25 protein-coding genes and 2 pseudogenes are annotated in these 25,935 nt (G+C 45.4%); 10 read left to right on the top strand and 17 right to left on the bottom strand.

Annotated features, from left to right (window positions below; genetic code table 11):
- Nucleotides 1-226: 226 nt before the first annotated feature.
- The 6 genes and pseudogenes from HW273_RS11185 to HW273_RS11635 form a co-directional block, all read right to left on the bottom strand.
- Nucleotides 227-400, bottom strand: a complete 174-nt coding sequence (locus HW273_RS11185; protein WP_179012319.1) for a hypothetical protein — start codon at nt 398-400, stop codon at nt 227-229.
- A 14-nt stretch (nt 401-414) separates the two neighbouring features.
- A pseudogene (locus HW273_RS11190) lies at nt 415-988 on the bottom strand (DUF2815 family protein).
- Nucleotides 989-2,119 carry a DUF2800 domain-containing protein gene (locus tag HW273_RS11195; RefSeq protein ID WP_179012316.1) on the bottom strand — a complete coding sequence of 377 codons (1,131 nt, stop codon included), beginning with the start codon at nt 2,117-2,119 and terminating at the stop codon, nt 989-991.
- The gene (locus HW273_RS11200) at nt 2,109-2,438 is read right to left on the bottom strand and encodes a DNA ligase (RefSeq protein WP_179012314.1); all 330 of its coding nucleotides are present in this window, start codon (nt 2,436-2,438) and stop codon (nt 2,109-2,111) included. Before HW273_RS11200 ends, HW273_RS11195 begins: the two co-directional genes overlap by 11 nt.
- A gap of 316 nt (nt 2,439-2,754) precedes the next feature.
- Nucleotides 2,755-3,261, bottom strand: a complete 507-nt coding sequence (locus HW273_RS11205) for a sigma-70 family RNA polymerase sigma factor (RefSeq protein ID WP_179012313.1) — start codon at nt 3,259-3,261, stop codon at nt 2,755-2,757.
- A gap of 409 nt (nt 3,262-3,670) precedes the next feature.
- Nucleotides 3,671-5,545 carry an ImmA/IrrE family metallo-endopeptidase gene (locus HW273_RS11635; protein WP_179012311.1) on the bottom strand — a complete coding sequence of 625 codons (1,875 nt, stop codon included), beginning with the start codon at nt 5,543-5,545 and terminating at the stop codon, nt 3,671-3,673.
- 199 nt (nt 5,546-5,744) lie between these two features.
- On the opposite strand from HW273_RS11635, the gene HW273_RS11640 reads away from it, so the two are divergent.
- From HW273_RS11640 to HW273_RS11260, 10 genes are all read left to right on the top strand, one after another.
- The gene (locus HW273_RS11640) at nt 5,745-5,966 is read left to right on the top strand and encodes a helix-turn-helix domain-containing protein (RefSeq protein WP_179012309.1); all 222 of its coding nucleotides are present in this window, start codon (nt 5,745-5,747) and stop codon (nt 5,964-5,966) included.
- Nucleotides 5,967-5,977: 11 nt separating this feature from the next.
- Entirely contained in the window at nt 5,978-7,099 is a 1,122-nt protein-coding gene (gene tcmP, locus HW273_RS11220) for a three-Cys-motif partner protein TcmP (protein ID WP_179012307.1), read from the top strand.
- Between the two features lie 35 nt (nt 7,100-7,134).
- Nucleotides 7,135-7,995 carry a three-Cys-motif partner protein TcmP gene (locus HW273_RS11225; RefSeq protein ID WP_243206857.1) on the top strand — a complete coding sequence of 287 codons (861 nt, stop codon included), beginning with the start codon at nt 7,135-7,137 and terminating at the stop codon, nt 7,993-7,995.
- Between the two features lie 18 nt (nt 7,996-8,013).
- Nucleotides 8,014-8,778 (top strand): radical SAM protein, encoded by a 765-nt coding sequence (locus HW273_RS11230; RefSeq protein WP_243206798.1) that lies wholly within the window; start codon nt 8,014-8,016, stop codon nt 8,776-8,778.
- 9 nt (nt 8,779-8,787) lie between these two features.
- Nucleotides 8,788-10,995 carry a site-specific DNA-methyltransferase gene (locus HW273_RS11235; RefSeq protein ID WP_179012304.1) on the top strand — a complete coding sequence of 736 codons (2,208 nt, stop codon included), beginning with the start codon at nt 8,788-8,790 and terminating at the stop codon, nt 10,993-10,995.
- 2 nt (nt 10,996-10,997) lie between these two features.
- Entirely contained in the window at nt 10,998-13,877 is a 2,880-nt protein-coding gene (locus HW273_RS11240) for a DEAD/DEAH box helicase (protein WP_179012302.1), read from the top strand.
- A 275-nt stretch (nt 13,878-14,152) separates the two neighbouring features.
- Nucleotides 14,153-15,187, top strand: a complete 1,035-nt coding sequence (locus HW273_RS11245; protein ID WP_179012300.1) for a virulence RhuM family protein — start codon at nt 14,153-14,155, stop codon at nt 15,185-15,187.
- 692 nt (nt 15,188-15,879) lie between these two features.
- The gene (locus HW273_RS11250; protein ID WP_179012564.1) at nt 15,880-16,635 is read left to right on the top strand and encodes an HNH endonuclease; all 756 of its coding nucleotides are present in this window, start codon (nt 15,880-15,882) and stop codon (nt 16,633-16,635) included.
- A gap of 7 nt (nt 16,636-16,642) precedes the next feature.
- On the top strand, nt 16,643-17,032 hold the full coding sequence (mutT, locus tag HW273_RS11255) for an 8-oxo-dGTP diphosphatase MutT (protein WP_179012347.1): 390 nt from the start codon (nt 16,643-16,645) through the stop codon (nt 17,030-17,032).
- Nucleotides 17,029-17,916 (top strand): hypothetical protein, encoded by an 888-nt coding sequence (locus tag HW273_RS11260; RefSeq protein WP_179012566.1) that lies wholly within the window; start codon nt 17,029-17,031, stop codon nt 17,914-17,916. The genes mutT and HW273_RS11260 overlap by 4 nt, the downstream gene beginning before the upstream one ends.
- Nucleotides 17,917-17,971: 55 nt before the next feature.
- Here HW273_RS11260 and HW273_RS11265 read toward each other — a convergent pair whose 3' ends face one another.
- The 11 genes and pseudogenes from HW273_RS11265 to HW273_RS11315 form a co-directional block, all read right to left on the bottom strand.
- The gene (locus tag HW273_RS11265; RefSeq protein WP_179012567.1) at nt 17,972-19,537 is read right to left on the bottom strand and encodes a recombinase family protein; all 1,566 of its coding nucleotides are present in this window, start codon (nt 19,535-19,537) and stop codon (nt 17,972-17,974) included.
- Nucleotides 19,537-19,953, bottom strand: coding sequence for an integrase (locus HW273_RS11270; RefSeq protein ID WP_179012346.1), 417 nt, complete (start codon nt 19,951-19,953; stop codon nt 19,537-19,539). Before HW273_RS11270 ends, HW273_RS11265 begins: the two co-directional genes overlap by 1 nt.
- A complete protein-coding gene (locus tag HW273_RS11275; RefSeq protein WP_330604024.1) occupies nt 19,953-21,449 on the bottom strand; it encodes a recombinase family protein in 1,497 nt (498 codons plus the stop codon). Before HW273_RS11275 ends, HW273_RS11270 begins: the two co-directional genes overlap by 1 nt.
- A gap of 113 nt (nt 21,450-21,562) precedes the next feature.
- Complete coding sequence (locus HW273_RS11280; protein ID WP_207718949.1) at nt 21,563-21,799, bottom strand: SHOCT domain-containing protein; 237 nt, start codon at nt 21,797-21,799, stop codon at nt 21,563-21,565.
- A 217-nt stretch (nt 21,800-22,016) separates the two neighbouring features.
- Nucleotides 22,017-22,844 (bottom strand): N-acetylmuramoyl-L-alanine amidase, encoded by an 828-nt coding sequence (locus tag HW273_RS11285; protein ID WP_179012569.1) that lies wholly within the window; start codon nt 22,842-22,844, stop codon nt 22,017-22,019.
- A 1-nt stretch (nt 22,845) separates the two neighbouring features.
- A pseudogene (locus HW273_RS11290) lies at nt 22,846-23,061 on the bottom strand (phage holin family protein); the annotation flags it as partial.
- A 195-nt stretch (nt 23,062-23,256) separates the two neighbouring features.
- The gene (locus HW273_RS11295; protein WP_330603908.1) at nt 23,257-24,141 is read right to left on the bottom strand and encodes an IS3 family transposase; all 885 of its coding nucleotides are present in this window, start codon (nt 24,139-24,141) and stop codon (nt 23,257-23,259) included.
- Nucleotides 24,142-24,173: 32 nt separating this feature from the next.
- On the bottom strand, nt 24,174-24,467 hold the full coding sequence (locus HW273_RS11300) for a transposase (RefSeq protein WP_021667285.1): 294 nt from the start codon (nt 24,465-24,467) through the stop codon (nt 24,174-24,176).
- A 70-nt stretch (nt 24,468-24,537) separates the two neighbouring features.
- Nucleotides 24,538-24,852, bottom strand: coding sequence for a DUF7698 family protein (locus HW273_RS11305; RefSeq protein WP_179012344.1), 315 nt, complete (start codon nt 24,850-24,852; stop codon nt 24,538-24,540).
- Between the two features lie 183 nt (nt 24,853-25,035).
- Nucleotides 25,036-25,197, bottom strand: coding sequence for a DUF4314 domain-containing protein (locus HW273_RS11310; RefSeq protein ID WP_179012342.1), 162 nt, complete (start codon nt 25,195-25,197; stop codon nt 25,036-25,038).
- Nucleotides 25,184-25,894: a virulence protein gene (locus HW273_RS11315; RefSeq protein ID WP_179012340.1), complete on the bottom strand. Its 711-nt coding sequence runs from the start codon at nt 25,892-25,894 to the stop codon at nt 25,184-25,186. Before HW273_RS11315 ends, HW273_RS11310 begins: the two co-directional genes overlap by 14 nt.
- Nucleotides 25,895-25,935: the final 41 nt, after the last annotated feature.

Here is a 25,935-nt window from a genome sequence, read left to right on the forward strand (position 1 = left end):
ACTTCTTGATATCACGACGGATGTAGTACAGCGCATAGCGAATAAGATAGAGAATGATTTTCCCTACGTTATAAATGATGAAGCCATATACCGCTACAAAAAAGGTGTATGCGATGACGTTAGCAATAAATAGATTTAAGATTTCTGCAAATTCATTCATAGATGGTCTCCTTTTGTCGAAAAATGTCGATGGCGGCAGTGGGGCCACCGCCATCGGATTGATAGATTATTCCTGTTCCTTGGATGCTTCCTTCTGAAGCTCTGCTTCACGCTTCTTCTGGACACGCTTTTCCTTGTGATCCTTGATGAAGAAGGCAATGTTGCAACCCCAGATTCCAATCAGGAATCCGACGGTGCAGCCGAAGCATACCTGAAGCATAAAGTTCTGATACTCAGTCATACTCGGCACCTCCATTAGTCAAGGAAATCGTCATCTTCATCAGATGCGAAATCAGACTCAGCGTTTGCCTTACCACCAAGAGGCTCACCGTCACGAATCTTCTGCAGATTGTTAAGTCCACAGGCGATACCCTTGTTACCGGAGCTGTTGAAGGCATAGAAGCTGATGCTGGCGCGACCATACACACCGGAGTAAACCTCGGAGCGAGTAAGAATCGGATTGCGATCTGCATCCACGATGCCCAGGAGCAGAGGTTGCATTGGCATTTACGAAATAAGCATTGGCGTAGGCCGGATCGTCCGAACGCTCCATGTCGCCATCACGAAGCGGAGTCTTGATGACAGAGAGGGCAGGTACAGACTTGCCATTGCCTTTGAGCTTGGCCTCGCCCTCCTTGTAAGCGGCCTCGATGGCAGCTTCAATCTTGGCGATGGTCTTGGTATCAGACTTCGGAATAATCAGAGATACGCTGTACTTCGGTGTACCGCCATTGATGGATTTCGGCTCCCAGACGTTGGCATAAGACCAACGAGTGTCAGGACCAGTGATTACCTTCATAGGATTGTTGATTTTTACATTCTTGTTCATTTAATTTTCCTCCATAAAATCAGTTTTTGCATTGTTCATTGCCGGACGTTTATCGCTCTCCGGTACGAGCGTCGGTTTACCTTGCGGCTTTTCAATATAGGCTGTAAGCAGCTCATCGAATCTGGATTTGCCAAGACGCTTCTGCATGGCAGTGATACCAAGGAGCTTCTTTTCATATGGATCAAACCCGGCATCTGTAACTGCCTGGATGACTGCCTCCTCATTGGAATACTTGCGGTTGGATCTACCTTCGACCAGCTTCCAGCCAGCCCATTCCTTACCGCTGATGGCCTGCTGCAGAGCATATTCCTTGATATCGGATGCCCAGGCAACCAGCTCATCTGCGCGGGAGAGGATGTATTCAATCTCCGAATCCTCTAAAAGAGGTGGAAGCTTGAAATCGTACTGAGCCAGCGTAAGATTGGCTTCCGCTCTGGCACGGCATTCGTGCTTGGCCTTACAGAAACCACACCATTCGCCACAGAGGAAGTTTCCATCTCCTGCAAAGGCAAGATCTGCGGTCGGCTTCAACACTTCATCCGCCCACCTGTACAGCTCATCCTTGGAAATTTCAAAGGTGGAAATATTCTGACGCCTTGGCTGGTAGATGGTCATGCTGACATTATCAATGTCGTAGATGTCATCAAAGAGCTCCAGGGCTCCAAGCGCGTAGCATTTCATTTGCGGATTATCGGTCGCATCTACGAGGACTCCAAGACCGTGCTTGTAATCGCATATTCTCAAGGTGCCATCTGCAATGATGATGCAGTCAGCGGTTCCGAAGCCCTGCTCCACCCAGCGAGAGAAATCTACACGCTGTTCAATCAGAACCTTCGGATCAGCGCAGCTTTCCTTGGCGGCCTCTACCATTTCAAGGATGTAGGCGGCATAGCCATTGGCACAGTCCTCCATTTCCTCGTTGTACCAGGTGAGATTCTCCGTCGGATCACTGGCATCCATCCCCAGGGCCCTCTTTAGCTTGTACTCACAAAGCTCGTGAGCATCAGTGCCTTCCGCAGCATAATCGCTGCCTTTATCCTCGTATGTCTCGCAGAGCCTTGCGGAAGGCGGGCAGTGGAGCCAGCGGTCTGAAGAGGAAGCAGATAAGATAGCATGTCCTTTAGGTGGCATCGTCAAGTACCTCCGCATCCTTTAACAAGGCTTCATAGTGCTTCGGATCAACAGCAGATAGCTTGGAAGCACCATATTTCTGAAGTAATGTACGGATAGCAGCGGTATGCCCGGCACGGGACTTTTCTGCTAAGACAGCTCGTACATTCTCAAGCTTCAAATCCGGTTTCTGTTCTTCCTTGGCAGCAGGCTCTTTGGCAGGTGCTTCACCAGCAGTGCCACCAAACTGTTCTGCTAACCAGTTGGCTGCTTCATTAATAGCAGCGGCTGCACTGCGCAGCTCTTCGATGGTCATAGCCATATCGCTCATTTTGCTCATAGCGACGTTCTCCTTTCTCTGATTGTCTTTGTTGTGCGAGGATTGTCATGTTTCTCGCCATTCTTGCGGATACGTGGGAGATTGCATTCAGTACTGCAATCAGCTCCGTGTCGTTACCGCCTGAATCGAAGTAGGACTTCTTCATGTGCTTCACCTCCGTTTCTGTGATGGTTAAGGCTTGTTGTTTCGTGCCTTACACCTTCCACTGGAGATGAGTGGCGGATTTGAGCGGAGAAATTTTGAAAAAATATAAAAGCCCTCTGGACATCGGTTGATGGATGCCAGAGGAATGAATTGCTACATATGATATGTAGGATTAATAGCCACGAATTTTATGGAGCTCTGTACGGATCTTCTTCATTTGATCAGCGAAGGTACGCTGCGGGCGGCCAAGTTTCTCGGCGATTGCACGATCTGAGATCTTGCAATCATCAAGCCAACACTGAATGATGGTATCAGCATCCGAGTCGAGTTCACGCAGTCTGGCAAAAAGCTGCTCCAACAGCATACGGTCGGAGATGATTTCTTCCATAGACTTGCTACGGTCGGGCATATAGTCGCCGAGGGTGCCATTGCCATCAGAAAGAGGCTGATCAAGTGAGGTGATGTCGCCTGCAGCATGGTATTCGCAGTCAAGACAGTCGCCATCGCAGCTCCATATGAAGCGATATGGGCACATGCACCTGCCGTGGTCCTGCTCCTTGTGGCGAATGCGGTCGGCTTCCTTATAGAAGGAGTCGTGCTGTTCCTTGGTGACCGGCACCTTTTCGCCGGTGCTGCGAACGTAAATAAAGTAAGTCTTCTGATTGTCATTGTTTTGCATAATGAAAGCCCTCCTTCGGCTTTTGCCGAAATGGAGAGCTCCAGACATGCAAAATCAGACCACAGGCGTGAGGGCATACCGAAGGATTACTCCATTTCGGCTGCACCTCACTTCCGGTGATCGGTACAGTATTTGATTGTCATCGGTAGCCACGTGGAACCGGAAACACCCTGCGCAGATGGCTCCCACGTGCTAATTACATTTTAGTCAGGAGAGAGAAAAACCAGAAAACTCGACGAGTCGCGGAAATGCCTTAAAATAGGCGCTTTTCTGAGTTTTGAATAGGGTACAGATATTGTGGAAAGACAGTGATAGTAAGGAATATAGGCATAAAAAATCCGACTCGGCGAGTCGGAAAAATTAAAAAAAACCGCACCTCCAAGGCGGAAGTGCGGTATATTAGGCCTACTTACAGGCGTTGTTTGGAGCCGAGTGGCTCATAATTGTATGATTCAAGAAACTCGTTTGCATCATCAATGGTCATCCCGGAGAATCCTGTGATGCAGTATTTTAATGCTTGGTGCTCGTCAGATTCATCAAATGCATGTCCGGCAAGCTGCAACAGCTTTTCAGTTGTTCCGATATCAAGGTCAAGTCCTCTGCCTATAGCGACAATCGTTCTCAGACTTGGCTTTGTGTCGATGTTCTTCTCGGCTTTACGGTACACCTCTTCGCCGAGGCCGGTCAAAGAACAGAAATGCGATTTGCTAAGACCGCGAGACTGCACGATCTCAAAGATGACCTCCCAGCAGGTTTTATTCACACCAGTTATCCTTCTGGCGGCATTCTGTCGCTCAAATTCTTCACGCTTCTTTTGCAGCGCGTCGGACATCTGAACAGCGGAGGCACTTTGCTTAGAATCGTATTTTGAGGCTTTGCGCTCTCCGGTTTCACGGTGAAGCAGCTCGAATGGGAAGTGTTTTTCTGCCTCATCTGCCCGCAGGGACTGCCATGTAAATTGCAGGGTGCATTCGTTCAGATTTGCCCATGCATAATCAGTAAGGGTCGGTTTGCCCTCATTGTTACGCTCGATGTACTGCTCGTCGTTGATAACGAAGTATCCGTCCACATACCGGAAAAGACCAGAATTAACAAGGTTGCGGAATTCGCTGCTGGTGCGATATGCATAGAACGCATCACGCTGATCTAAGTACCCGTGGTATGGGGATTCTTCGTCATACTGGTAGATGGTAGCAGCGTCCTTGTAGCCGGTTTCCATCATACGGATCAATACTGATTGACGGGACACACCATAAAATTCACGCAGCTCCTCGGCAACAGAAGTAAGAATAGCTGGTTTTATAGGACTATTTTCATAATCGTATGCCTGTAGAAGTTCATCTACTTTCATTCGGAAAGTACGATAAGGCATGAGAATACGAGGAGCCATATTGTTTGCCTGCCACTCCATACGTTGGATATCAGACCACTCCTCATCCTTTTGAGGGTATGCCATATTGGAAGGGCAGCGGCATGCAACGAAGTCCTGACCATAGAGAACGTGTTTTATCGCTGCATACATTCGATGCTTATACCAGTGATAGACTTCATGGGCGATTGTGTTTTTGACGCACCCAAGATTCCGCTCCCAGAAGGTGTAGGCATCTACCAAAATGGTGCCGCGCTTTACATCGATTGTTGTTTCTGAAACCTTAAAAAGATCATAGATGGTTGCCTTCCCTGCAGTGAAGTATATTTCTCCAAAAACACTGAAATCATCTGTGATCCGATTGCCTTGGATAATTTCAAGTCCCATATCTTTTGCAATATCAGCAATAGGGACGGCCATTGGCTTTTCCAGTGCTTCCGGGAAATATTGCTGGAGAAAAGTTGTGACTTCATCCTCCAGATCCTTTTTGTATAAGATCGGAACTATGTTTTTCGAGACGGCATGACCATCCGTTTTGCGAGGTTGGCCAGAGGTGTACCCAGAGATATTCATAACAGTAACAGATTCGAGTTTATCAGTTACGACCGCCACACAGGAAAGAACAAGCCATTGACTTGTTTCGTGCGATGCTGTGCCTTTGTATGTATCTTCGGTCAGATTGATTGTGCAGCTTACGACCGCGTCAAATAGAAGGCTGTCTTCATCTATACGGATATTCTTTGTATATTCGAGGATCATGTCCTCAAGAATGGCAGAATCCGGATTCTGAATTCTGGAGTAAGATAAATTCAGGGCATAAGGATGCTCTGCAATGTATGTATAAGCTGCCTCCCACATGGGGCAGTAGCACACAGTATATATAAACTGCTCGATCTCGTTATTATACGTTCCCACGGCCAGCAGACTCCCTTTCTTGAACACAAAATTTGAAGATACGGACACAGCATAACACAAATCTGCTGATTTTTCAATAGAAACGAAAGAATATTCTTGTGTATATGAAGAATTACTCTTGATTTTACAAAGGCTTCGTGCTATACTATGGAAGTACAGTGGCAAAAATCACGTTTTTGAAAATCGAGAGGTGACTACCGTGGAAGTTAGTTATAAAAAATTGTGGAAAATATTGATTGACAAAGACATGAAGAAGAAAGACTTGCAGGCAGCTGCCGGGATCAGCTGGGCTTCGGTAACCAAGCTCTCGAAGGGCGAGACAGTAAGCATGGAAGTGCTAATGAAAGTATGCAAAACGCTGAACTGCGATATAGGGGACATCATGGAACTAATCCCTACAGAAGAAAATGGAACTACTTGAGGAGTGATATGATGTCCGGCAGAAAAAAGAGCGTAATCAGTAAAGCAAGTCCTCATACGATCAAGAAGTTTGAACTGATTGAGGAATATATAAAATCATGGGCTCAGAAACTGTTACTGAATGATTCTTGCAACGGGCTGATCTTTATCGACTGTATGTGTAACAGCGGAATATATACTGACGATGATGGGAACCTCGTGAAGGGCACAGCAGTGCGTGTCTCAGAAGCACTTAGGGAAGCAGCAAGAACTTATACGGAGAAAAACATCCATATCTACCTGAACGATAAGGACAAGGCCAGAGTGGATGAATTGAAAAAGCATCTTCCACAGGATGAGCGGAATTTTAAGATCGTAACTTCATGCGGTGATGCACATGAGCTGCTTCTTACTATCGGGCCACAGTTATATGGAACCGGGCATCTGCATTATTTTCTGCTCTACGATCCATATGATGCGACCATTGATTGGGAGGCGCTTCTGCCATTCTTCCGCAACTGGGGAGAAGTCATGATCAACCACATGGTCTCAGATCCGGTGCGGGCGATAACAAGCGCCAAGAAGAAAACTACAAAAGAAAAGTACGAGAACACTTATCTGGAGGATTTCGAGAAGCTGGTACCTTACGGAAGCGATAAGAAAGCCTATGAAGCAAGAGTAGAAGAAATCATAGATTCCTTGAAGGGCTTCCGCAGATATTACGTCTCGGCCTTTCCTTTCTATAACACGCAAAACTCGCTCGTGTATAACCTGATTCACTGCACGAGCAGCAAAGTGGGCTTCAGACTCTACAAGAAGAGTGCATGGAAAGTGTTCGGAGCACAATCCTCCACCAAGCACTCAGCTGAAAACAGGCAGCTATCCTTTGACTTCAATGGCGAGATTGTGATTGAAGAGGATGATTCCTGCTTACATGTAGTTGATATAGCGAGGTATTTGGATCGGTCGTTTAGAGGGCGTAAGCAGGTGCCTATAAATGAACTGTGGGAACTGCTCGACAATCATCCGATCTTCCCTTCAGAAGGGTTCCGAGATGAAGTGAAGAATGAACTAAAGGGCTTTGGTGCCAAGGTCGAGCAGATTGTGCACCCTGATACAGGAAAGAAGGAAACGGTGATCTCCTTCTCTTCATGAGATAAAATTTCAGATAGACGAGGTGATTGGAGTTTATGGCAACGTCGCAGAAATTTGGTGGCAATTGGACGGAGGAGAAGCTGAATATCTTTACCAGCTATCTGGACGCATACCTGATTGCACTGCAAAACCAGAAGTTCAAGAAGATTTATATAGACGCCTTTGCTGGAACCGGCGAGATCGAGACCGGCGACGGCGGGCAGTATCTTGTGGGCTCCGCTAAGCGTGCACTGGCGTCTGAGAAGAAGTTCGATCACTACTATTTTATAGAAGCGGACTCTCAGAAGGCGGGAGAACTTCAGGATATGATAAACGCCGAGTTCCCGCAGATGAGGCGAATTGTTACGATTTACTGTGGCGATGCGAATGATAAGCTCGCGGAGATTATTAGCAGCATAGACTGGAGATATAACAGAGGATTGCTGTTCTTAGACCCATATGCGACGCAGGTAAATTGGACTACGCTTGAAAATGTAGCGCAGACGAAATCGATAGATGTATGGTACCTGTTCCCCTTCTCAGCACTTGAACGGATGCTGCCGAAAAACGGAAAGTACGATAAATGGGAGGATTGCATAGATCGATTGCTTGGAGATTCCGGATGGCGGGAGGAATTCTATAAGAAAGATCCCCAGATGACGCTTTTTGACCTATTTCCGGAGCCCGGACAGAGCGAGGACGATCGGATGGTTAAGGACGCAAATCCAGATCACATAAAGGAGTATATCTTCTCTCGGCTTGGGACAATCTTTCCATGCGTGTCAAAGCATGCACGGATTTTCAGGAACAGAAGGAATTCGCCGATGTTCCTATTCTGCTTTGCCATCGCGAGTGAGAGTCCGAAAGCGCAAGGACTTGCACTGCGGATGGCAGACTACATATTAAAGAACAAGTAGGCGGAGGATGAAAGCACCTTGAAGACAATAAAACGAAAATCCATGCTTTATCAAACAGGGGTAGAGTATGGTGACTACACAATGAATCATGTGCAGGGCTGTGCGCATGGATGTAAATATCCATGTTATGCATTCCTGCTGAAAAAGCGCTTCGGGCAGATTAAGGATTATGAGGGCTGGCTTGAACCGGTGCTCGTTTCAAATACGCTTGAATTGCTCGATAAGGAAATTCCAAAACTGAGGGATAAGATTCAGTCTGTCCATCTTTGCTTTACAACAGATCCATTCATGCAAGGATATCCAGAGGTGTCGCAGATGAGCATTGCGGCCATCCGAAAACTAAACGAGGCGGGTATCAAATGCACGACTCTGACGAAAGGACTGCTACCTATAGAACTTGCTGAGCTTTCTTCAGAAAATGAACATGGGATCACTCTGATTACTCTGGATGAAGCGTACCGGGAGCAAATGGAGCCGGGTGCCGTTCCCTGTGCAGAACGACTGGCAGCGTTGAGAGCACTTCACGATGCTGGTTGCAAGACGTGGGTAAGCATGGAGCCGTATCCAACACCGAACATGGTTGAACAGAATCTGCACGAACTACTTGAGGCGGTATCTTTTACAGATCGGATCATTTTCGGGAGAACGAACTATAGTAAGATAGCAAACGCCTACGAAGGGCATAAGCATTTTTACAATGAGTGTGCGGCAGAGGTGGTTTCCTTCTGTCAGGAGCACGGCATGGATTATCATATTAAGGAAAAAACAATAACGGAAGAATGAGGTGGCGTTATGGCTTTATTACAAGACCTGATCCAGCAGATTGACGATCCGGCGCTCAAGGAGAGAATCCTGCAGGAGACAGATAAATTACTGAAGCAGAAGAAGTTCGGATTGGTGTTTGAAGAGCATCTGCCGGAGTGCACGCCGCTTTATGACGTGCCAATTCGTGTCGGCTCCAAGGTCGCGCTGAAGACCGGATATGTGAGCGACATCTATACTGTCGTAAAGATGGACGGTGATGAGGTACTCTGCGACCGCCGCGAGACACACGAGCAGAAGACCTTCAAGCTGGATGATCTTGTAGTAGTGGCTGAGTTTGGTGAGCCGATTTACCCGACACTTAAACCTTTGGATACCGTGGAGAACGCTCCGGATAGCGGTCTTTGGCATACGCTGATTGAGGCAGACAATTACCATGCCCTACAGCTTTTGGAGTATCTCTACGCAGAAAAGGTGGACTGCATATATATTGATCCGCCATACAATACCGGCGCAAAGGACTGGAAATATAATAACGATTATGTGGATAGTTCTGACGCTTATCGCCATAGCAAATGGCTCTCCATGATGGAGAAGCGTCTGAAGCTCGCAAAGAAACTGTTGAATCCACAAGACTCTGTATTACTCGTCACTATTGATGAGAAGGAGTATTTGCATCTTGGGTGCTTGCTCGAAGAAATGTTCCCTGATGCACGTATTCAGATGATATCAACTCTTACAAATTCGAGAGGCGTGGCACGAGATAATGGCTTTGCACGTGTCGATGAATACATTTTTGTTATTCAGTTTGGAAGTTCAAAGGTTAATAGACTGCCTCTAAGCGATGAGTGGCGTGTAAATGTCAATGAAAACGATACAAGGGTTACACACCTTCGCTGGTCTATGCTGATAAGATCTGGATCAAATTATTTGCGAAAAGATAGCGTAAATCAGTTCTATCCCATTTTTGTTTTTAATGACGGGAAGAAGATTCATTCCGTCGGAGAACCTTATTATGGAACGAACCGTGAGGAGGTTGTAGCGCCAGAAGGAACCTTTGCAGTATGGCCTCTTCGCAGAGACGGAGAAGAAGGAAACTGGCAGATTGCAAATACTAATTTGCGTGAGCTAATTAAGCAAGGTTTTGTAATGCTCGGCAAGAAGAAGGATAACAGCATTCCGGTCTATTATCTAAAAAAAGGTGAAATTGCTAAAGTAACGTCAGGGGTTTATGAGATTACAGGATATCGCGAAGATGGCTCTATAATTTCAGATACCGAAGTGCGCTCTCTTGTTACGGGAACACAGTGGCGGATTGGGTCACACGATGCAAGTACTGGCGGGACAAACCTTCTTAAATCGTTCTTTGGAACAAGTAGATTCACATTCCCAAAGTCGATATATGCAGTTCATGATACTATTCGTTTCTTCTTGGCAAATAAACCGAACGCTCTTGTTGTTGACTTTTTTGCGGGATCTGGAACGACGCTTCATGCTGTCAATTTGCTTAATGCGGTTGATGATGGAAATAGAAGATGCATTTTAGTCACAAACAACGAAGTCTCAGTAGATGAGGCAAAAGAGCTGACACAGAAGGGACTGAAGCCCGGTGATCCCCAGTGGGATTCCCTTGGAATTGCTCGGCATGTGACATGGCCTCGTACTGTGGCCAGCATGACAGGCCGAGATATCGAGGGAAAACCTTTAGAGGGTTACTATGGATTTGAGAGTGACTGCTATGAAGTAGATGAATCCATAGCTGTTGTATCGAAAACCACAGGGAAGCCGACAAAGGCAACTGTTTATCGTAAAGGTAAAAGGCAGATGTATCCAGAACTTTGTGAGATAAAAATGGCTGATGGATTTAAGGCAAACGCAGCCTTCTTCAAATTGAGCTTCCTCGACAAGACTTCCGTAGCTCTTGGCAGACAGTTCAGAGAGCTCCTTCCGGTGCTCTGGATGAAGGGCGGAGCTGTTGGCAAGTGTCCGGCTCTTGAAAACGATGATCTTCCGAACATGCTAATTTTGCCACAGAACAAGATGGGTGTTTTGGTAGATGAAATATATTATTCCGAGTTCGATGCGGAGTTAAGTCAGCATCCGGAAATCCAGACAGTTTTCATTGTGACGGATTCAGAAACAGCATACCGGTCGATGATCCGTACTTATGATGGCAAAAACTGCTATCAACTTTATAGGGACTATCTGGATAATTTCAGAATCAATACGGGGAGGTAAGCATGAAAGTAGAATTATTCCCATTTCAGAAAAGAGCGCTTGTTGATATCCGCATGAAGACGGCGGAGGCAATGGGCAGTTATCATAGAACACATGCGCCACAGGTGGTTTCTTTCACTGCACCGACCGGAGCTGGAAAGACCATCATCATGTCTGCGATGATTGAGTCTATTCTTTTCGGCGATGAACAATATATGGAGCAGCCGGATGCAATCATCGTTTGGCTTTCAGACTCTCCACAGTTGAATGAGCAGTCTAAGATGAAGATAGATTCTAAGGCTGATAAAATCCGTCTTTCACAGTGTGTAACGGTGGCAGAGGACTCTTTTGACAAAGAGAACTTCGAGGACGGACATATTTATTTCTTAAATACGCAAAAGCTCTCTGTTACATCGAAGCTAACGAAAAATGGAGATGGCAGGACTTATACAATTTGGCAGACGATTGCAAATACTGTTCGGGAGAAGAGCGACAGGCTGTACTTTATTATCGATGAAGCGCACAGAGGTATGCAGGGACGTGAGGCCAGTAAGGCCACCACGATCATGCAGAAGTTCATTAAGGGTAGTGATGAGGACGGAATTCCGCCCATGCCTGTTGTCATAGGCATGTCTGCTACTACACAGAGGTTCAATACACTGGTCGAAGGCACATCCTCTACAATTCACAAGTCTATCGTGACGGCGGATGAGGTGCGAGCTTCTGGGCTTTTGAAGGATAGAATCATTATCACCTATCCGGAGGAAGGCACAGTCAATAATGATATGGCCATTTTGCAAGCTGCTGCAGATGATTGGAAAGAAAAGTGGGAGCATTGGACGCAGTATTGCTTTGAACAGCATTACGCCTATGTGAATCCAATCCTAATCATTCAGGTTTTAAATGGAACCGGTGATGCTTTGACGGATACCAATCTGGACGACTGTATTGCAAAGATCGAGGAACGTACCGGCTTTAAGCTGGAAAGTGGACAGGTAGTTCATACCTTCGGTGGCACGACGGCCACATTAACTGCTAATGGACTCGATGTGTGTTATGAGGAACCATCCAATATTGCTGAGGATAGAAATATCCGCGTGGTATTCTTCAAAGAGAATCTTTCTACTGGATGGGATTGCCCGCGAGCAGAGACCATGATGTCCTTTAAACACGCTAATGATGCTACATACATTGCGCAGCTTCTCGGCCGAATGGTAAGAACGCCGATGCAGATGCATATTCAGGTGGATGATGTTTTGAACGACGTGCATCTCTATTTGCCGTACTTCAATGAGAATACTGTCAAAGACGTTGTGGAAGCCTTGCAGAGCACAGAAGGTGGAGACATTCCGACCGATATTTATGGTGAGTCTTTGTCCGGAAAGAAATTTGAAACGCTGACTGTTAGACCAAAGAAGAAAAAGGAAGAGCAGCAGATGCCGGGACAGCTGACTCTATTTGAGGTGTTCTCTGGGCAGAGCGCAGACAAACAGCAGTCGGCTGGACCAATAGAGTCAGCTAGCGATATGATTCCGATACAAATGCCTCAAGCCACTGATAGACAAGCGCAGCAAGCAGAAACGGCGGAACAGAGCCAGATTCAGTCGAGCACAAATACAAAAGCTTCTGTTCAGTCTGCACCAGTCACACCACAGTCTTCTGGTTTGGAAACGTCATCCGAAACTGGCACTGTGGAAAGTTATCAGGCAAAACAGGCAGAAACGCCTGAAGAGGAAGATCTGTTTGACCGTGAAGAAGTTATGAAATTTATTAATGATGCTGGTCTGCTTTCTTATAATGTTAAAGCACTTCGGATCAATAACTACCTGAAATCTTTGTACAGGATGGCCCACCTTCTTACAATGTCCAGATTGCATCGTGAGGCGATCCGGGAGGTTCAGGATGAGATTGTTGAGATGATCCACAGCTATGTGGAAGGCCTCAAGGCAGATGGAAAATATGATGATCTTGTTCAGCAGGTCAAGCAGTTCAAGTTGGCAACTCAGATTTTCGATGCTTTTGGAGAAACCGTGGATAATTATTCAGTGCATGATTTGTTCACAACGACAGATACTGATATTGAACGGCAATTCCAGATTGCCGACGTTAAGCTGGGTCGAGAAGGTATCGGTATGGCCTATGGAAACAAGTACATGGATTTGCCTGATCTGACATCATTTAAAGTCGATGTTATCCTTTTCGTAGCAGATGAAGAGTGTATGAATCGATTGCATTCCTATGCGGAGGCACGCTTTCATGGACTGAATGACGATTATCGTAGATATATTGCAACTATAGACTCAGAGAAAATCCGTAAAGAGTATGACAGCATTGTTTCTGATGGCGATCCAGTGAGTAAGCACAATTTCCGTTTGCCGGAGACAATTCAGGTACCACATGAATTGGGAGGAAAAGAATACAGGGATCATCTCTTCGTCAGTGATATAACCGGTGTTGCAACTATGAAGTTGAATACATGGGAAGCCGGGGTTATTGAAGAGGAAGAAAAACGAGGGGATTTTGTATGCTGGATTCGTAATCCTTCTAGAGGATCGTGGGGGCTTTGTATCCCTTATGAAATTAATGGTGAAATAAAGCCGACTTATCCAGATTTTATAGTAGTAAGAAAAGACAGTGTACAAGGTTATGTTGTTGATATTCTTGAACCACACAATCCTGATTTCAAGGATAATCTTGGAAAAGCAAAGGGATTTGCAGAGTATGCAAAGCAGAATCCGGGGGTGGGAAAAATTCAGCTTATTCGTATGAGCAAAGATGCTGCTGGAAACCCAAAGTTCAAGAGATTAGATATGTCTAAGACGGCCATCCGCGATAAAGTTATTCATGCAATAAATACGGATGAACTTGACCATATCTTTGACACCGATGGAGTTATTGAGTAAAGGAGAAATTTCATTATGACAAGTGAGTTGCAGCCATTGTTGCAGCTCTTACACAATAGATTATTCCAGATACTGGACTATCAGTGTGGTTAGGCATGGTTGCAACAGTTGGCAAATATTTAGGGTGGCCTTGTAAATCTTTAGTCTGATCAGTAATATTCATTAAAACGACGATGATTATGATGTGTTTGTGGCCTTCGAAGCCATTTGCATGACCTATGTAGTCATAAGAAAAAGTGTTGAATCTAGTGATTTGAAGAAGGGAGGCATTCTATTTGGCAAAGAAAAAAGATGAAATAACCATCCGCTCCAGCGCGGCGGAATATCTGACCTATGTTGCCTCAGTGGGAGATCAGCAGGACAGCATTGAGATGCGCTACGAGGATGAAAATATATGGCTGACACAGAAGATGATGGCCTCTTTGTATGATGTGGATGTTCGGACCATAAACTATCATGTCAAGAAAATATTCAGTGATAGTGAGTTGCAGGAGGATTCAGTTATCCGAAAATTTCGGATAACTGCCGCAGATGGAAAAAGCTATAGCACAAATCACTACTCCCTGGAGATGATCATTGCCGTAGGGTTCAAGGTCAATTCCGAGCGGGCCGTACAGTTCCGTAAATGGGTAAACCAGATCGCCAAGGACTACACCATCAAAGGCTGGGTCATGGATGATGAACGGCTGAAACGAGGAACGTATCTGACAGAAAAGTATTTCGATGAGCAATTAGAGCGCATTCGAGAGATTCGTGCCAGCGAAAGAAAGTTCTATCAGAAGATCACTGACTTGTATGCGACAGCCATTGACTATGATAAAAATTCTGCAACGACGAGAAGATTCTATGCGACCGTTCAGAATAAAATGCATTACGCAGTGCATGGGCATACAGCAGCTGAGCTGATCGTGGAAAGAGCCGATCACACAAAAGAGCATATGGGATTAACCACCTGGGCAGATGCACCGGAAGGAAAGATTAAGAAAAGCGATGTTACAGTTGCTAAGAATTATCTAAGCCAGGATGAAATGAAGCAGCTGAATCGTATGGTTACGGCATATTTGGATTTTGCTGAAAACATGACATTGCGGCATATTCCACTTACGATGCAGGATTGGGAGAAAAGACTCAACAGCTTCATCGAAATGTTTGATTATGGCATTTTACAGGACGCAGGCAAGGTGTCCGCAGAAATTGCAAAGCTTCATGCTGAGACAGAATTTGAAAAATACCGTGTGATTCAGGATAGATTGTTCATGTCTGATTTTGATAAGTATCTGCTGGAATTGGAAGAAAACACAAAGAAATAAGGACCGGATGCCAGGTCGAGACGGTGAAATCCGGCAACTCAACTCCCTGCGAGTGTATGACCAATCAGCGGTCAGAGCGGATGGATTGTGTAGAACTTGAGCGGCTTTCACTGTCTCAACTGTCGAGACAATGGCAGGGAGCAGCAGTGTAAAATTGCCTTGCATTATATAGATAGCAAAGGCCTTATACAGACTTGTTCCCATAGACTTCAATGGTCAAGACCTTGATTTGAATGTCAATTTTGTCACAGATTGTATCTGTTTGAAGCTGTGAATGCGCGATATCAGAGGTGTGGACTTGTTCCCGTTTTGACAGGATATGTTTCCGCGAACGGGAACAGAACCTGACATCAATCAGAAGGTATCGTGCCATGTGGAGACGGTAGTTTTGATGTCAAGGAAAGATAAATAAGAGCCAGAAAGTGGCGTATTTCCGGGCTTTTTCGGAAGTTTGGATTTGAAGCCAGACTTCTGAAAAAGCTCGGTTTTCTTATATTGAAACATATCTACTGCAAAAAGTGTGTCAGGTTGTGACCTCGGATTAGATGTCACAATTTGAGACAGTGGATTAGATGTCAGGCATTTTGAGATGATTTTTGGAAAATGAAAACGGATGACAACTAATCCGGCAACTCGACCATTTTGGGTGTTTGCAGGCAGTGGAATAGATATTAAGAATTGGAGGCGTATTTATGTTTAATCCTGGACTAAAAATAGGACAAATTATAAAGAACGCAGATATTGTTGAAATATTCAAATGCGGAAATATGGGAGGTATGCGCCGGTCAAGAACAACGAATACACTTGTTATCGTATCGGATTATACAAAAGGTCTTTATCATGATAAGTGGATCGGCGGAGTTTTACATTATACGGGCATGGGCAAATCAGGCGATCAGGACATTCATTGGGCGCAGAATGCCACATTAGCTGAGTCTGATTATAATGGAGTTGATGTTCATCTGTTTGAAGTTATAGATGCTGGAGAATATATCTACTGCGGAAGAATAGAACTTGTGAGCAAGCCATACACAGATGTGCAGCCCGGTGAAGATGGTAATAATCGAAAAGTATGGATGTTCCCAATAAGGCCTGTACCAGATAATGATGTAAAGAAGCCGCAAATGTTCGTGTTTAAGGATATGGATGACTACGAAAATCGTGGTAAGAATGTTGATGCTGAGTATACAAAAATGATGGCTGTTGCCAAAAAAATAGGAACAAAGAAGCCTGTATTTGTTGCACTGATTGTTCCGAAACCAGAGCCAAAACCACAGATAGAAATACCAGCCGATATTGTCGGAAGACAGGTGAAACATAAAGCATTTGGCCTTGGCAAGATTACAGCGATTGAAGGAACTACGATAGTCGTTCAGTTTGATAAGATTGGATTAAAAAAGATGGGGTATGAATTCTGCATGGAAAAGAAGTTGCTGGAGTTTATATAAGGAAGATATGAAGACGATTAGAGTTGTCGCTGCAGTGATTCGTAGCGAAGATAAGATTTTTGCCACAGCAAGAGGATATGGTGAATTTAAGGGCCAATGGGAGTTTCCTGGAGGAAAGATCGAACCTGAGGAAACACCACAAGAAGCCTTAGTAAGGGAAATTCAAGAGGAGCTTGATGTAAAAGTCGAAGTTGGCGATTTGATAGACACTATTGAATATGATTACCCATCATTTCATTTAAGTATGGATTGTTTCTGGTGTAATGTTACTGAGGGTGAAATAAAACTCAAAGAAGCAGAGGACGCGCGCTGGCTTAGTAAAGATGAATTATACAGCGTTGACTGGTTGCCAGCCGATATGGGGCTGATTGAAAAATTGGGAGGTGTTTTTGGTTGAATAATGTTTTTGATACAAAAGAACGAATAGCACGTTCAAATATATATAGTATTTTTGGAAAATTTATAAGGCGCCAAATTGATAATAATGATGATGGAGAGGTATTGCTGAAGAAGGCTGGTCTATCCGCTTTTTGGGACGACTACAAAAATAAATTAAGCCCTTATTGGTATAACAGAGGATACCAGAATAATAATGATGACTATAATCCTGAATATGTTTGTCTGTCTATTTGCGAAAAAATCGAATCTAACGAAGAAGGTTTACTTCGATTTTTAAATTTAATTCTCGATGGAATTCATGATATTGATGATAAACAGTATAATTTATTATCTAATTATCTTGGCGTAATTGGATATGAATTGCAAATAACGACAGAAAAAGACTATGGTTATGAATTAAAATATTATTCACTTATTCCTTCAACGGAGGGGGTTCAGCAGCGGAATACAGATATTTCATATTTACATTCTATGCTCGAAATGCATCATCCTGATTTAGTGATTCTGTATGATGAAGCAATTACAAATTTTGGATCAGGGCAATATGTCAGCTGTATAGAAAACTGCAGATCTTTGTTAGAGAATTTCTTTAAAAAGTTGGATACGATTAATGGAGATTATGTGAAAGGGATACTTGCGGCAACGGGCGAAAGTATAATTGATAATGGAGCACAATTGACGTCAATTAAGAAAATATATACATATTGGATCGATAATAAAAAGGGGGCTAATAGATTTAGGCTATTTCAGACAATGTATAGTGTAATGTCAGGACTTGGAACTCATCATGAGGATGTGGCAAGTAAGGAAGATGCACTTCTTCTCTTAAGGTATGTTGAGGATTGTCTGTTGTGGTGCTTTAGAAAAGGTGTAAACTGTTAATGACAAAAAAGCCCTCCCGGCCCATTGGTCGAGAGGGTTTCGTACATCTATGGGATTATCCTTCAATTTCAATTTTCAATCCGGATTTTAGCTCCACGGTGAAGTGGTCCTCCCAGACGATGATTCGCTCAAGCCAGCGCTTTACCAGAGCCTCGTCGAAGGTTTCCAGGTGTGCAGGCTGCTGCTTGATGAAATCTTGCAGTTCATTGATGCGGGCAATCTGTGTGTCTCTGGCGGCAGTGTCAACCGTGCACTTTTCGCGCTGCTCTCGAAGTTTGAAAATTTGGTCGGCAATCTCATCGTATGCTTCTTTGCTATTGGCTTTTTTGAGAAGCTCTTTTTGAAGCTCCTGCAGTCTTTCGTCAATGCCATCAGCGGTATTTTGCTGAGCACTACGGATCACCTTTGCAATGTTCTGCTGGAGCTGCGCCTGGTAGGTGGACTTATCGCCAAGGAGCGTGTTGATGGCCTGAACTACCACATTCTCTAATACCGTTTCATTGACAGTTCTTGCGTGGCATTCCTGCCCGGTCGGCTCCAGTCTACTGATGCAACGCCAGACGATGGATTTGCAGCCGCGATTGTTCCAGTGGATTCTGCGGAACATTTCACCGCATTCGCCGCAAATGACAATCTGCGCAAAGCAGTGGTTGCAGCTGTAGGAGCGCTTTTTGCCATTGGCGCTTGTCTTGACCACTCGCCTGCGCACCAGCTCTTCCTGCACCCGTAAGAAAATATCCTTCGGAATAATTGCTTCGTGGTTGCCTTCCACATAGTATTGCGGAACAATGCCGTTGTTCTTGACTCTGGTTTTATTCAGGAAGTCTGTGGTATAAGTTTTCTGAAGCAGGGCATCGCCGATGTATTTCTCATTTCGGAGGATTTTATTGATGGTGCTGGTCCACCATTTTGTTTTGCCTGCACCGGTGAGAATGCCGTCTGCTTCCAGACCTTTTGCAATCCGGTCCATCGAGTAGCCCTCTAGGTATTCACGGTAGATGCGTTTTACCACCTCTGCCTGCTCCGGATCGATGATGAGATTTCCATCTGCATCCTTGGTGTAGCCGAGGAAGTGATTGTGATTTACCTGTACCTGGCCATTTTGGTAGCGAAACTGGAGTCCCAGCTTTACATTCTGGCTGAGTGATTGTGATTCCTGCTGAGCCAGGGAAGCCATAATCGTAATTAGGACCTCACCCTTGGCATCCATTGTGTTGATGGCTTCCTTTTCGAAGAAGACGGGAATGTTCTTATCCTTCAGCTGGCGGATGTATTTCAGGCAATCCAGCGTGTTTCTGGCAAATCGGCTGATGGACTTGGTGATAATCATGTCGATGTTTCCGGCCTCGCAGTCGTCAATCATACGGTTAAAGTCCTCACGCTTTTTGGTGTTGGTGCCGGAAATACCATCATCGGCGTAGATACCGGCAAATTCCCATTCGGGGTTTTTCTGTATAAATTCTGTATAATGCTCGACCTGAGCATCGTAGCTTGTAGCCTGCTCATCGCTGTCAGTACTGACTCTGCAGTACGCTGCGACTCTAAGCTTTGGCTTTGCATCCTGCTGCCGGGCAGTGTTTCCGACCTGCCGTTTTGCAGGGATGACCATAACATTTCCCATTATTTGACCTCACTTTCTATCAGGCTGTATAGGTATTCTGCCTGCCTGACCGGATTTTCATAATTCTCTGTAATGTCACCAAGTCGAAAGGCGGTAGGTGGCCTTTTTATGATTGGTGCAATATAGTGGTTGCTCCGTCCGAGCTGCGCAGAGCGCTTGCTAAGCTCCGTACTGACGGCATTGAAGGATGCCGGATCAATGATGGCCGGGTAGAAGTCATCTCCGAGGTAATGCCTGTTTAGCATCATGCGCTTGGCACCAGAATGGAGTAGGTTGAGCCCGGCTTCCTTTGCAGCATTGGTGAGGGATAGACCGCTTAAATAATTCTTGTAAAGGTCTCGAACCTGAAAGGCAGCAGCTTCATCTATCACTGCCTTGCCATTCTCGATTCGGTAACCGTAGGGTGTGTGTCCCATCAAATCATCTCCTTCAAAATAAGACCACAATGAAGTGCAAAGCCGATTTTCTGGCGGCTGTAAACCTCAATGTGATCCACGAATAGTTCAAATAATTCTTCACTGTATTCCAGCTGCATTTCCCCATGTTCGCAGAAGTGTAGCAGGCGCTCCGTCTCGTATACCTTTGTGGCATCCAGTGATTGGGAGCGATTTAGGAGCTCAATTTTGTTCCTATATTCGCCAGCCTGGGAGAGAAGGGCATTATTTTCCTGGGTATAAAGAATCTGGTCAATGTAGCCCTGTCCCATCAGCTTATGTAGGGTTTCCCGCTGTTCAGTGTTCTGCTCCAGCAATATTTCTAATTGCTGGATATTCAGAAGCGATGCATCTCCGCTGTTTTCCTGTAGCGCTTTCAAATAAGGCTTCAAGACCAGCTTGTGGCAGTAGACCAGCTTATTGATCATCGTGGTAAATGCCAGCTTCAAATCATCATCACGGATATAAAGCATAGAGCACCTGCTGGTGTCTTCCAGGTGAGTGTTGCACACCCAGGCTGCGTATTTCCCGTAGGTGCTGGAATGGATTCTCCTACGGAAGGTATTCCCGCATTCGGCGCAGATAATCTTGCTGGAAAAGGCATAGCGCTGTTGATACTTAGCATTTCCCTTCTTGATGCCTTTCTCACTTGCCCGTTGTTCAATCAAGGCTGCTGCGGCTTCAAAATCCTCATGGCTGATAATTGCTTCGTGGTGATCTGGCACATAGTACTGATCGAGGTGGCTGTCGTTCTTGTGGCGATTAAAATTGCTGTCGGTATAGGTTTTCTGGAAAATGCAGTCACCGGTGTATTTTTCATTCCTGATGATGTCGCGAATGCTGGTAGAGGTCCAGCGGCCGCCCTTCTTGGTTGGAACCTGTTTCTGGTTCAGCTCCTTGGCAATGGCCTCCGTGCCTTTCCCGGAAAGAAGCTCTCGAAAGATGCGCTTTACAATTTCAGCCTGCTCAGGATTCACCAGGATTTCTCCATCCTTCCAGCAGTAGCCGTAAGGCATATAGCCGAGCTTATAGGTTCCATCCAGGAAGCGTTTCTTAATACTCCACTTGTTATTTTCGGAAATCGAAGCAGATTCGCCTTCGGCCATAGAGCTTAGGATGGAAAGAAACAGTTCACTTTCCATCGAGCCGGTGTTGATATTTTCCTTCTCGAAATAGATCGGAATATCCAGTGACAGAAGCGTTCTTACTATCTCCAAGCAGTCTGTAGTATTTCGGGAGAGGCGGCTGATGGACTTGGTGATTACAAAGTCAATTTTTTTTGCTTTACAATCTTCGATTAGTCGCAGGAGCATTGGCCTTTTATCCGCCTTGGTGCCGGTGATACCTTCGTCAAAGTAGAGCCCTGCAAAGGTCCAGTCATCACGGGAGGTGATGTAGTTTTTATAGTGCTCTTTCTGTGCATCCAGACTTTCGAGCTGTGCATCAGAATCTGTGGAAACGCGGCAGTAAGCAGCCACGCGAAGCTTCTTCGAAGTCTGTGAAGGTTGGATTTTATCTATTTTGGTTACCTTCTTCGTGGTGATTCACCTCCTTTGTCAGTGTATATACATCACTCTAAAGGCCACATATATCAAGTGATTCTGGGCATAATCTCGACGAACATCGGAGAGAATGTATCGCGGTTTAGCTGCGTCAATTTGTTGAATTCCACCAAGGAAATAAGTCCAGCGGAGAGCAGCGCTTCGCTGGCTCTTTGGGCCATGAAGTAGTCGTAATCCTGTTGAATTTCGATGGATGATATCGGTGCGGCCTTTAGATGAGAAGCGATATCCGTTGCCTGTAATACTGCTTTTGTTTCTTCCTGCATGAAAAGTACCTCCAGTTTTAGTTCTTCACTTTCCACTGGAGATTCGTGATGGATTTGAGCGGATAAAAATGACAAGGTACATCAAGGTCTATGTATAAACTTCTCTATAGGCTATAAAAATAGGTCTATAGAAAAGTTAGGAAAGTACCATTGATACACCTTGCAGACAAAAAGAAAAAGGGTCTATAAGGACGCAAATCCTCATAGACCCTGATGGTTATCCCAGTAATTCATTTACTTTTGCCTGCACAGCCGCATAATCATATCCGGCAGAGATAAGGCGGTTTCTTCTGTCAGCGCCATTGCCCCAGTCGCCACGGATGACTTCACGTGCGATTTCATCAATGGATTTGAGCGTTGAAACAGAGGCACCTGATTCTGTTGTGATGAAAGCATCAAAACCGGCAGCCTTGAGCTTTGCCATCATGTTGTCAGCATTGGCCTTGCTCTTATAAGCTCCAACCTGTACACGATAAAGATGATCTGTGGCAGGAGAAGTATTTCCATCAAGATTTGCAGTAACCTTTGCGGCCAGATCACCGAGACGGGCATAGAGCCAGTTGCCGGGGCAGGATTTGTTGGCAAACCATCTGTGGACAGTGATCACCATCTCATCGGACTTTGGTGTATAATTCAGGGCCTTGTTCTTATCCCCAAACCATAAAAGCTTCTTCTTGCCATTACGCTTGCAGATGTCGGTGCAGAGCGAGATAAGGGAAGCGTAGACTTTATCATTCATCGCATAAGGCTCCGACATGTCAGAGGCACATTCGATGGTGATGGCTCTTTGGTCATTGGCATTAGAAGAGGAGCACCAGCTGCGGTTTTTCTCTTCAACACATAAGGAGATGCGTCCGTCAGTGCCGATGCCATAGTTGCAGGAAGCCTGACGAGAAGGGCCGGTAAAGCATCCGCAGATGCTCTCAGCTGATAACTGACCGACCACGCAGTGTGGCGTGATGCGGTCGATGGAATGGGTTCTCTGTCCGGAATGATTCGGACTGAGATTGGTATAGGATACCAGGGAGCTGGTTGTATAAGCCATTTTATTTTTCCTCACTTTTTGCTCTGTCATGGAGCTGTTCTAAAACGGTTTTGATTTTCTCCGGTACTGGAAGGCCGAGATGCGCTGCATTTTCAAGAAGGCTTACACCCTCATTGGAAATGTAGAAAAAGATCACGGCGGTACGAAGCACACTGCCGGTACCGATGATCTGCACATCTAGGACGTTTGCGATTCCGACCAGCAGGAAGATGAGCACTGGTCCTATGTCAAGAAAAAGTACAAGTTAAAAATAACCTTTTTCGCTGATACTCCGCTGTTTATCCTACCGCCCTTCATGACAGTCACAGATCAGACTGTCATTCCGGTTGGTGTATGAGTACAATAATTCCCGCTAAACAGCATTAACAGTTTCAAATGCTCTGTATCAGTGACTTACACACCGGATTATCTCTCAGCTTACGAGCTTGAGAGACTCCTCCAGTTTCTCCAGGTATTGCTCCTCATACTGACCCGGTGAGCAGTAATCACAATGACTATGGAGCCTCACTGTATTATAGAAAGTTTCAATATACTCAAATACAAGACGATAAGCATGTTGATAATCAAGTATCACAAATCGATTGATCCATTCTCTCTTAATGAGTGCATGGAACGATTCGATGCATGCGTTATCCCAAGGATATCCCTTTGGGGAATAACTATTAATAAAGCTTGCAGTTGCATCTTTGAAAGCATCCGAAACATACTGTGATCCGCGATCATTGTGAAATACAAGCGGTTTGTCAACATGACGCTTTTGCTTTGCCAGATTGACACAGTCGACAACATGCTGCGCTTCCAGGGTCGTGCTGAGGACCCAGGCGATGATTTTCCGTGAAAACAGATCCATAATACTAGTCAGGTACACAAAACCAATCACAGTAACAATATAAGTGATATCGGAAACCCATACAGCATTTGGCTCTGCCGGATTAAATTGCTGCTGCAGTATATTTTTTAATTTTGTACTGAAGTCAGAATCTATGGTTGTCCGGGTATATGGTTTTATCCATTGAGCCTTGATACCCATCTGATGCATGTAGGTGCCCACAGTCCGCTCGGAAATGGATTCACCATCTTTATGAAGCTGCACCGTGATTTTGGGTGCCCCGTAGTTTTGATGGGATTTATCATATATTCTCTGGATTTTTTGTTTCATCGCTTCTCGACGCTTCTCTGTGTCGGAAGGGACACGCTTCTTCCAGGAAGCATAACCGGATCGTGAAACACCCAGATATTTCAGTATCCCGCTGACAGAGACCCGGTGTTTCACCGGAAATTGATGAACTTCCTCCACGTATTCAGCAGTTGCTGTATATATGGCCAGTGTCAGTTTCCCAGGATACCGATGGCTTTTTTTAATACTTCAAGTGCGTCCTTTGTATCTCGTAATTCTCGCTGAAGCCTGGCGATTTCCTTTGCCTCGTCGCTGGAATAATTGCCGGCTCCGCGGGTTGGGACCTCACCATCGTTCTCCTTTGCCTTCTTGATCCAGGACTTTAACGCAGAAATACTGACATTGAGATTACTGGCTGCTGCCTGGTAAGATAGTTCCGGATGCTCCTTTTTGTAGCGAACTGCATCCTCCTTGAATTGTTGGGTATATACCGTTCCTTTTGCCATGACTCTTTTCCCTCCTGTTCTTTCATGGTACATGATTTATCAGGAAAAGGTCATTCTTATTTTGTACTATTTATATGCTAGCTCCACTCCAGGTGGAAGAGAAGGTGAAGGCTTCAATGCCGTATTTCTTCATGCAGGCCACCAGGCCTTCGACTTCGTCATCGCGGATGGTGTCGTTCAGGTCGATGTACTCGTTGCCGCAGTCCTTGGCGGTTTCATAAGCGCTCCAGATGCGCTGCTCTGTGTTGCTTAAGCCATCAAGCTTTGCGGTTGCCTGCTTGTAAATGGCTCTTGCTGCATCCTGCTCAGCCGTGTTAGTTGCTGTGGCGTAAGCCTTTTTTGCTTCCTGGATTCCTCTGTAAGCTTCTTCAAAAATGTTCATCATGGTGTGTGCCTCCTTGTTTTCTTTTGGTAGTACATATATCACTCTGAAAACACATAATAGCAAGCTGATTACGGACAATATATGTACCAAAGATCGGCTGCTATATGGAGGAGAAAACTGTGTATATTACAGCTTCTTCACACGATCAACACCGTAGATTACATTGAGTCCAGAACCATTATCTCAGTCCACCAGGAGGCTGCCGGTATCATCCACACCGGTTACCGTTCCCTGGGTGCCGATGGGCGGTGCCTGAGCATCGTCCATCTCTACAAGCTCCACTCTGGTACCGATGGGATAGCGGAGGCGCAGGCGTTCAACCTGCGCTCTGTTAGCGAATAACAAGGCCTTCACCTCCTGCGTAGGAGCTGTTGCCGCAAAGGTATCGGCAGAGGATCCTGCGGCTTTGCTTGTATTCGTCTCCGATGAAGCCGAGGCGGAGAAGAAAGCAGCGGAAGGCGTATTTTTCGTTATCTATCGGCTTTGCCTTTGCTGTGATACGCTTCTGTTCCTTACTCATCTTGCAAAGGGCAGAAAGGAAAGCAGTGTAGGCGGTGATGGCATCGAAGTCCGGCATACTAGGCCACCAAGGAAAGCTGACCTGATCGTCGTGTTCCTCAATCGGGAAGGCTTCAACCTCCAGGGCCTTCTTGATGAGGTCTGACTTGCTCTCCAGAAGCTTTCGCAGGTTTTCCAGGTTAACCGTGTCAGCCGGGAAGGAAATCACCAGGCCAGTGTCCTTTGCAGCCGCTGAAATGTCTGCTTCTGCAGAGACGGGTGCTTCTGGTGTTTCAGTGGCCGGTGCCTCATCTAACTCTGCGGTAAAACCTGCAGTAGCAGTCTGTTCAAGGATTGCCTTGATGGTGCTTTCCTCTGTTCGCTCGTCGTAGCTTACGGTGCCATCCTTGCTGATGGTAATGTCTGCAACCTTGTAGGCGGCGCTTGGCATTCCCTTATAAACTTGCTTGCATCCGGTTACCTGTGAAATAATTCCTACCAGCTCTTTTCTGGCGCTTCTTGTTACGTTAAATCTGATCTCCATAGTGGAATCCTCCTTTGTTTTGGTAGTACATATATCACTCT

This window comes from Oribacterium sp. oral taxon 102, assembly GCF_013394775.1.
In the GTDB taxonomy this organism is placed as follows: domain Bacteria; phylum Bacillota; class Clostridia; order Lachnospirales; family Lachnospiraceae; genus Oribacterium.

Coding starts and splice junctions, on each gene's coding strand:
- HW273_RS11250 (WP_179012564.1), top strand. CDS start 15,880: ATGTTTAATCCTGGACTAAAAATAGGACAAATTATAAAGAACGCAGAT.
- HW273_RS11270 (WP_179012346.1), bottom strand. CDS start 19,953: ATGGGACACACACCCTACGGTTACCGAATCGAGAATGGCAAGGCAGTG.
- HW273_RS11285 (WP_179012569.1), bottom strand. CDS start 22,844: ATGGCTTATACAACCAGCTCCCTGGTATCCTATACCAATCTCAGTCCG.
- HW273_RS11235 (WP_179012304.1), top strand. CDS start 8,788: ATGGCTTTATTACAAGACCTGATCCAGCAGATTGACGATCCGGCGCTC.
- HW273_RS11240 (WP_179012302.1), top strand. CDS start 10,998: ATGAAAGTAGAATTATTCCCATTTCAGAAAAGAGCGCTTGTTGATATC.
- HW273_RS11305 (WP_179012344.1), bottom strand. CDS start 24,852: ATGATGAACATTTTTGAAGAAGCTTACAGAGGAATCCAGGAAGCAAAA.
- HW273_RS11280 (WP_207718949.1), bottom strand. CDS start 21,799: ATGCAGGAAGAAACAAAAGCAGTATTACAGGCAACGGATATCGCTTCT.
- HW273_RS11300 (WP_021667285.1), bottom strand. CDS start 24,467: ATGGCAAAAGGAACGGTATATACCCAACAATTCAAGGAGGATGCAGTT.
- HW273_RS11225 (WP_243206857.1), top strand. CDS start 7,135: ATGGCAACGTCGCAGAAATTTGGTGGCAATTGGACGGAGGAGAAGCTG.
- tcmP (WP_179012307.1), top strand. CDS start 5,978: ATGTCCGGCAGAAAAAAGAGCGTAATCAGTAAAGCAAGTCCTCATACG.
- HW273_RS11205 (WP_179012313.1), bottom strand. CDS start 3,261: ATGCAAAACAATGACAATCAGAAGACTTACTTTATTTACGTTCGCAGC.
- HW273_RS11200 (WP_179012314.1), bottom strand. CDS start 2,438: ATGAGCAAAATGAGCGATATGGCTATGACCATCGAAGAGCTGCGCAGT.
- HW273_RS11315 (WP_179012340.1), bottom strand. CDS start 25,894: ATGGAGATCAGATTTAACGTAACAAGAAGCGCCAGAAAAGAGCTGGTA.
- mutT (WP_179012347.1), top strand. CDS start 16,643: ATGAAGACGATTAGAGTTGTCGCTGCAGTGATTCGTAGCGAAGATAAG.
- HW273_RS11195 (WP_179012316.1), bottom strand. CDS start 2,119: ATGCCACCTAAAGGACATGCTATCTTATCTGCTTCCTCTTCAGACCGC.
- HW273_RS11185 (WP_179012319.1), bottom strand. CDS start 400: ATGACTGAGTATCAGAACTTTATGCTTCAGGTATGCTTCGGCTGCACC.
- HW273_RS11265 (WP_179012567.1), bottom strand. CDS start 19,537: ATGGGAAATGTTATGGTCATCCCTGCAAAACGGCAGGTCGGAAACACT.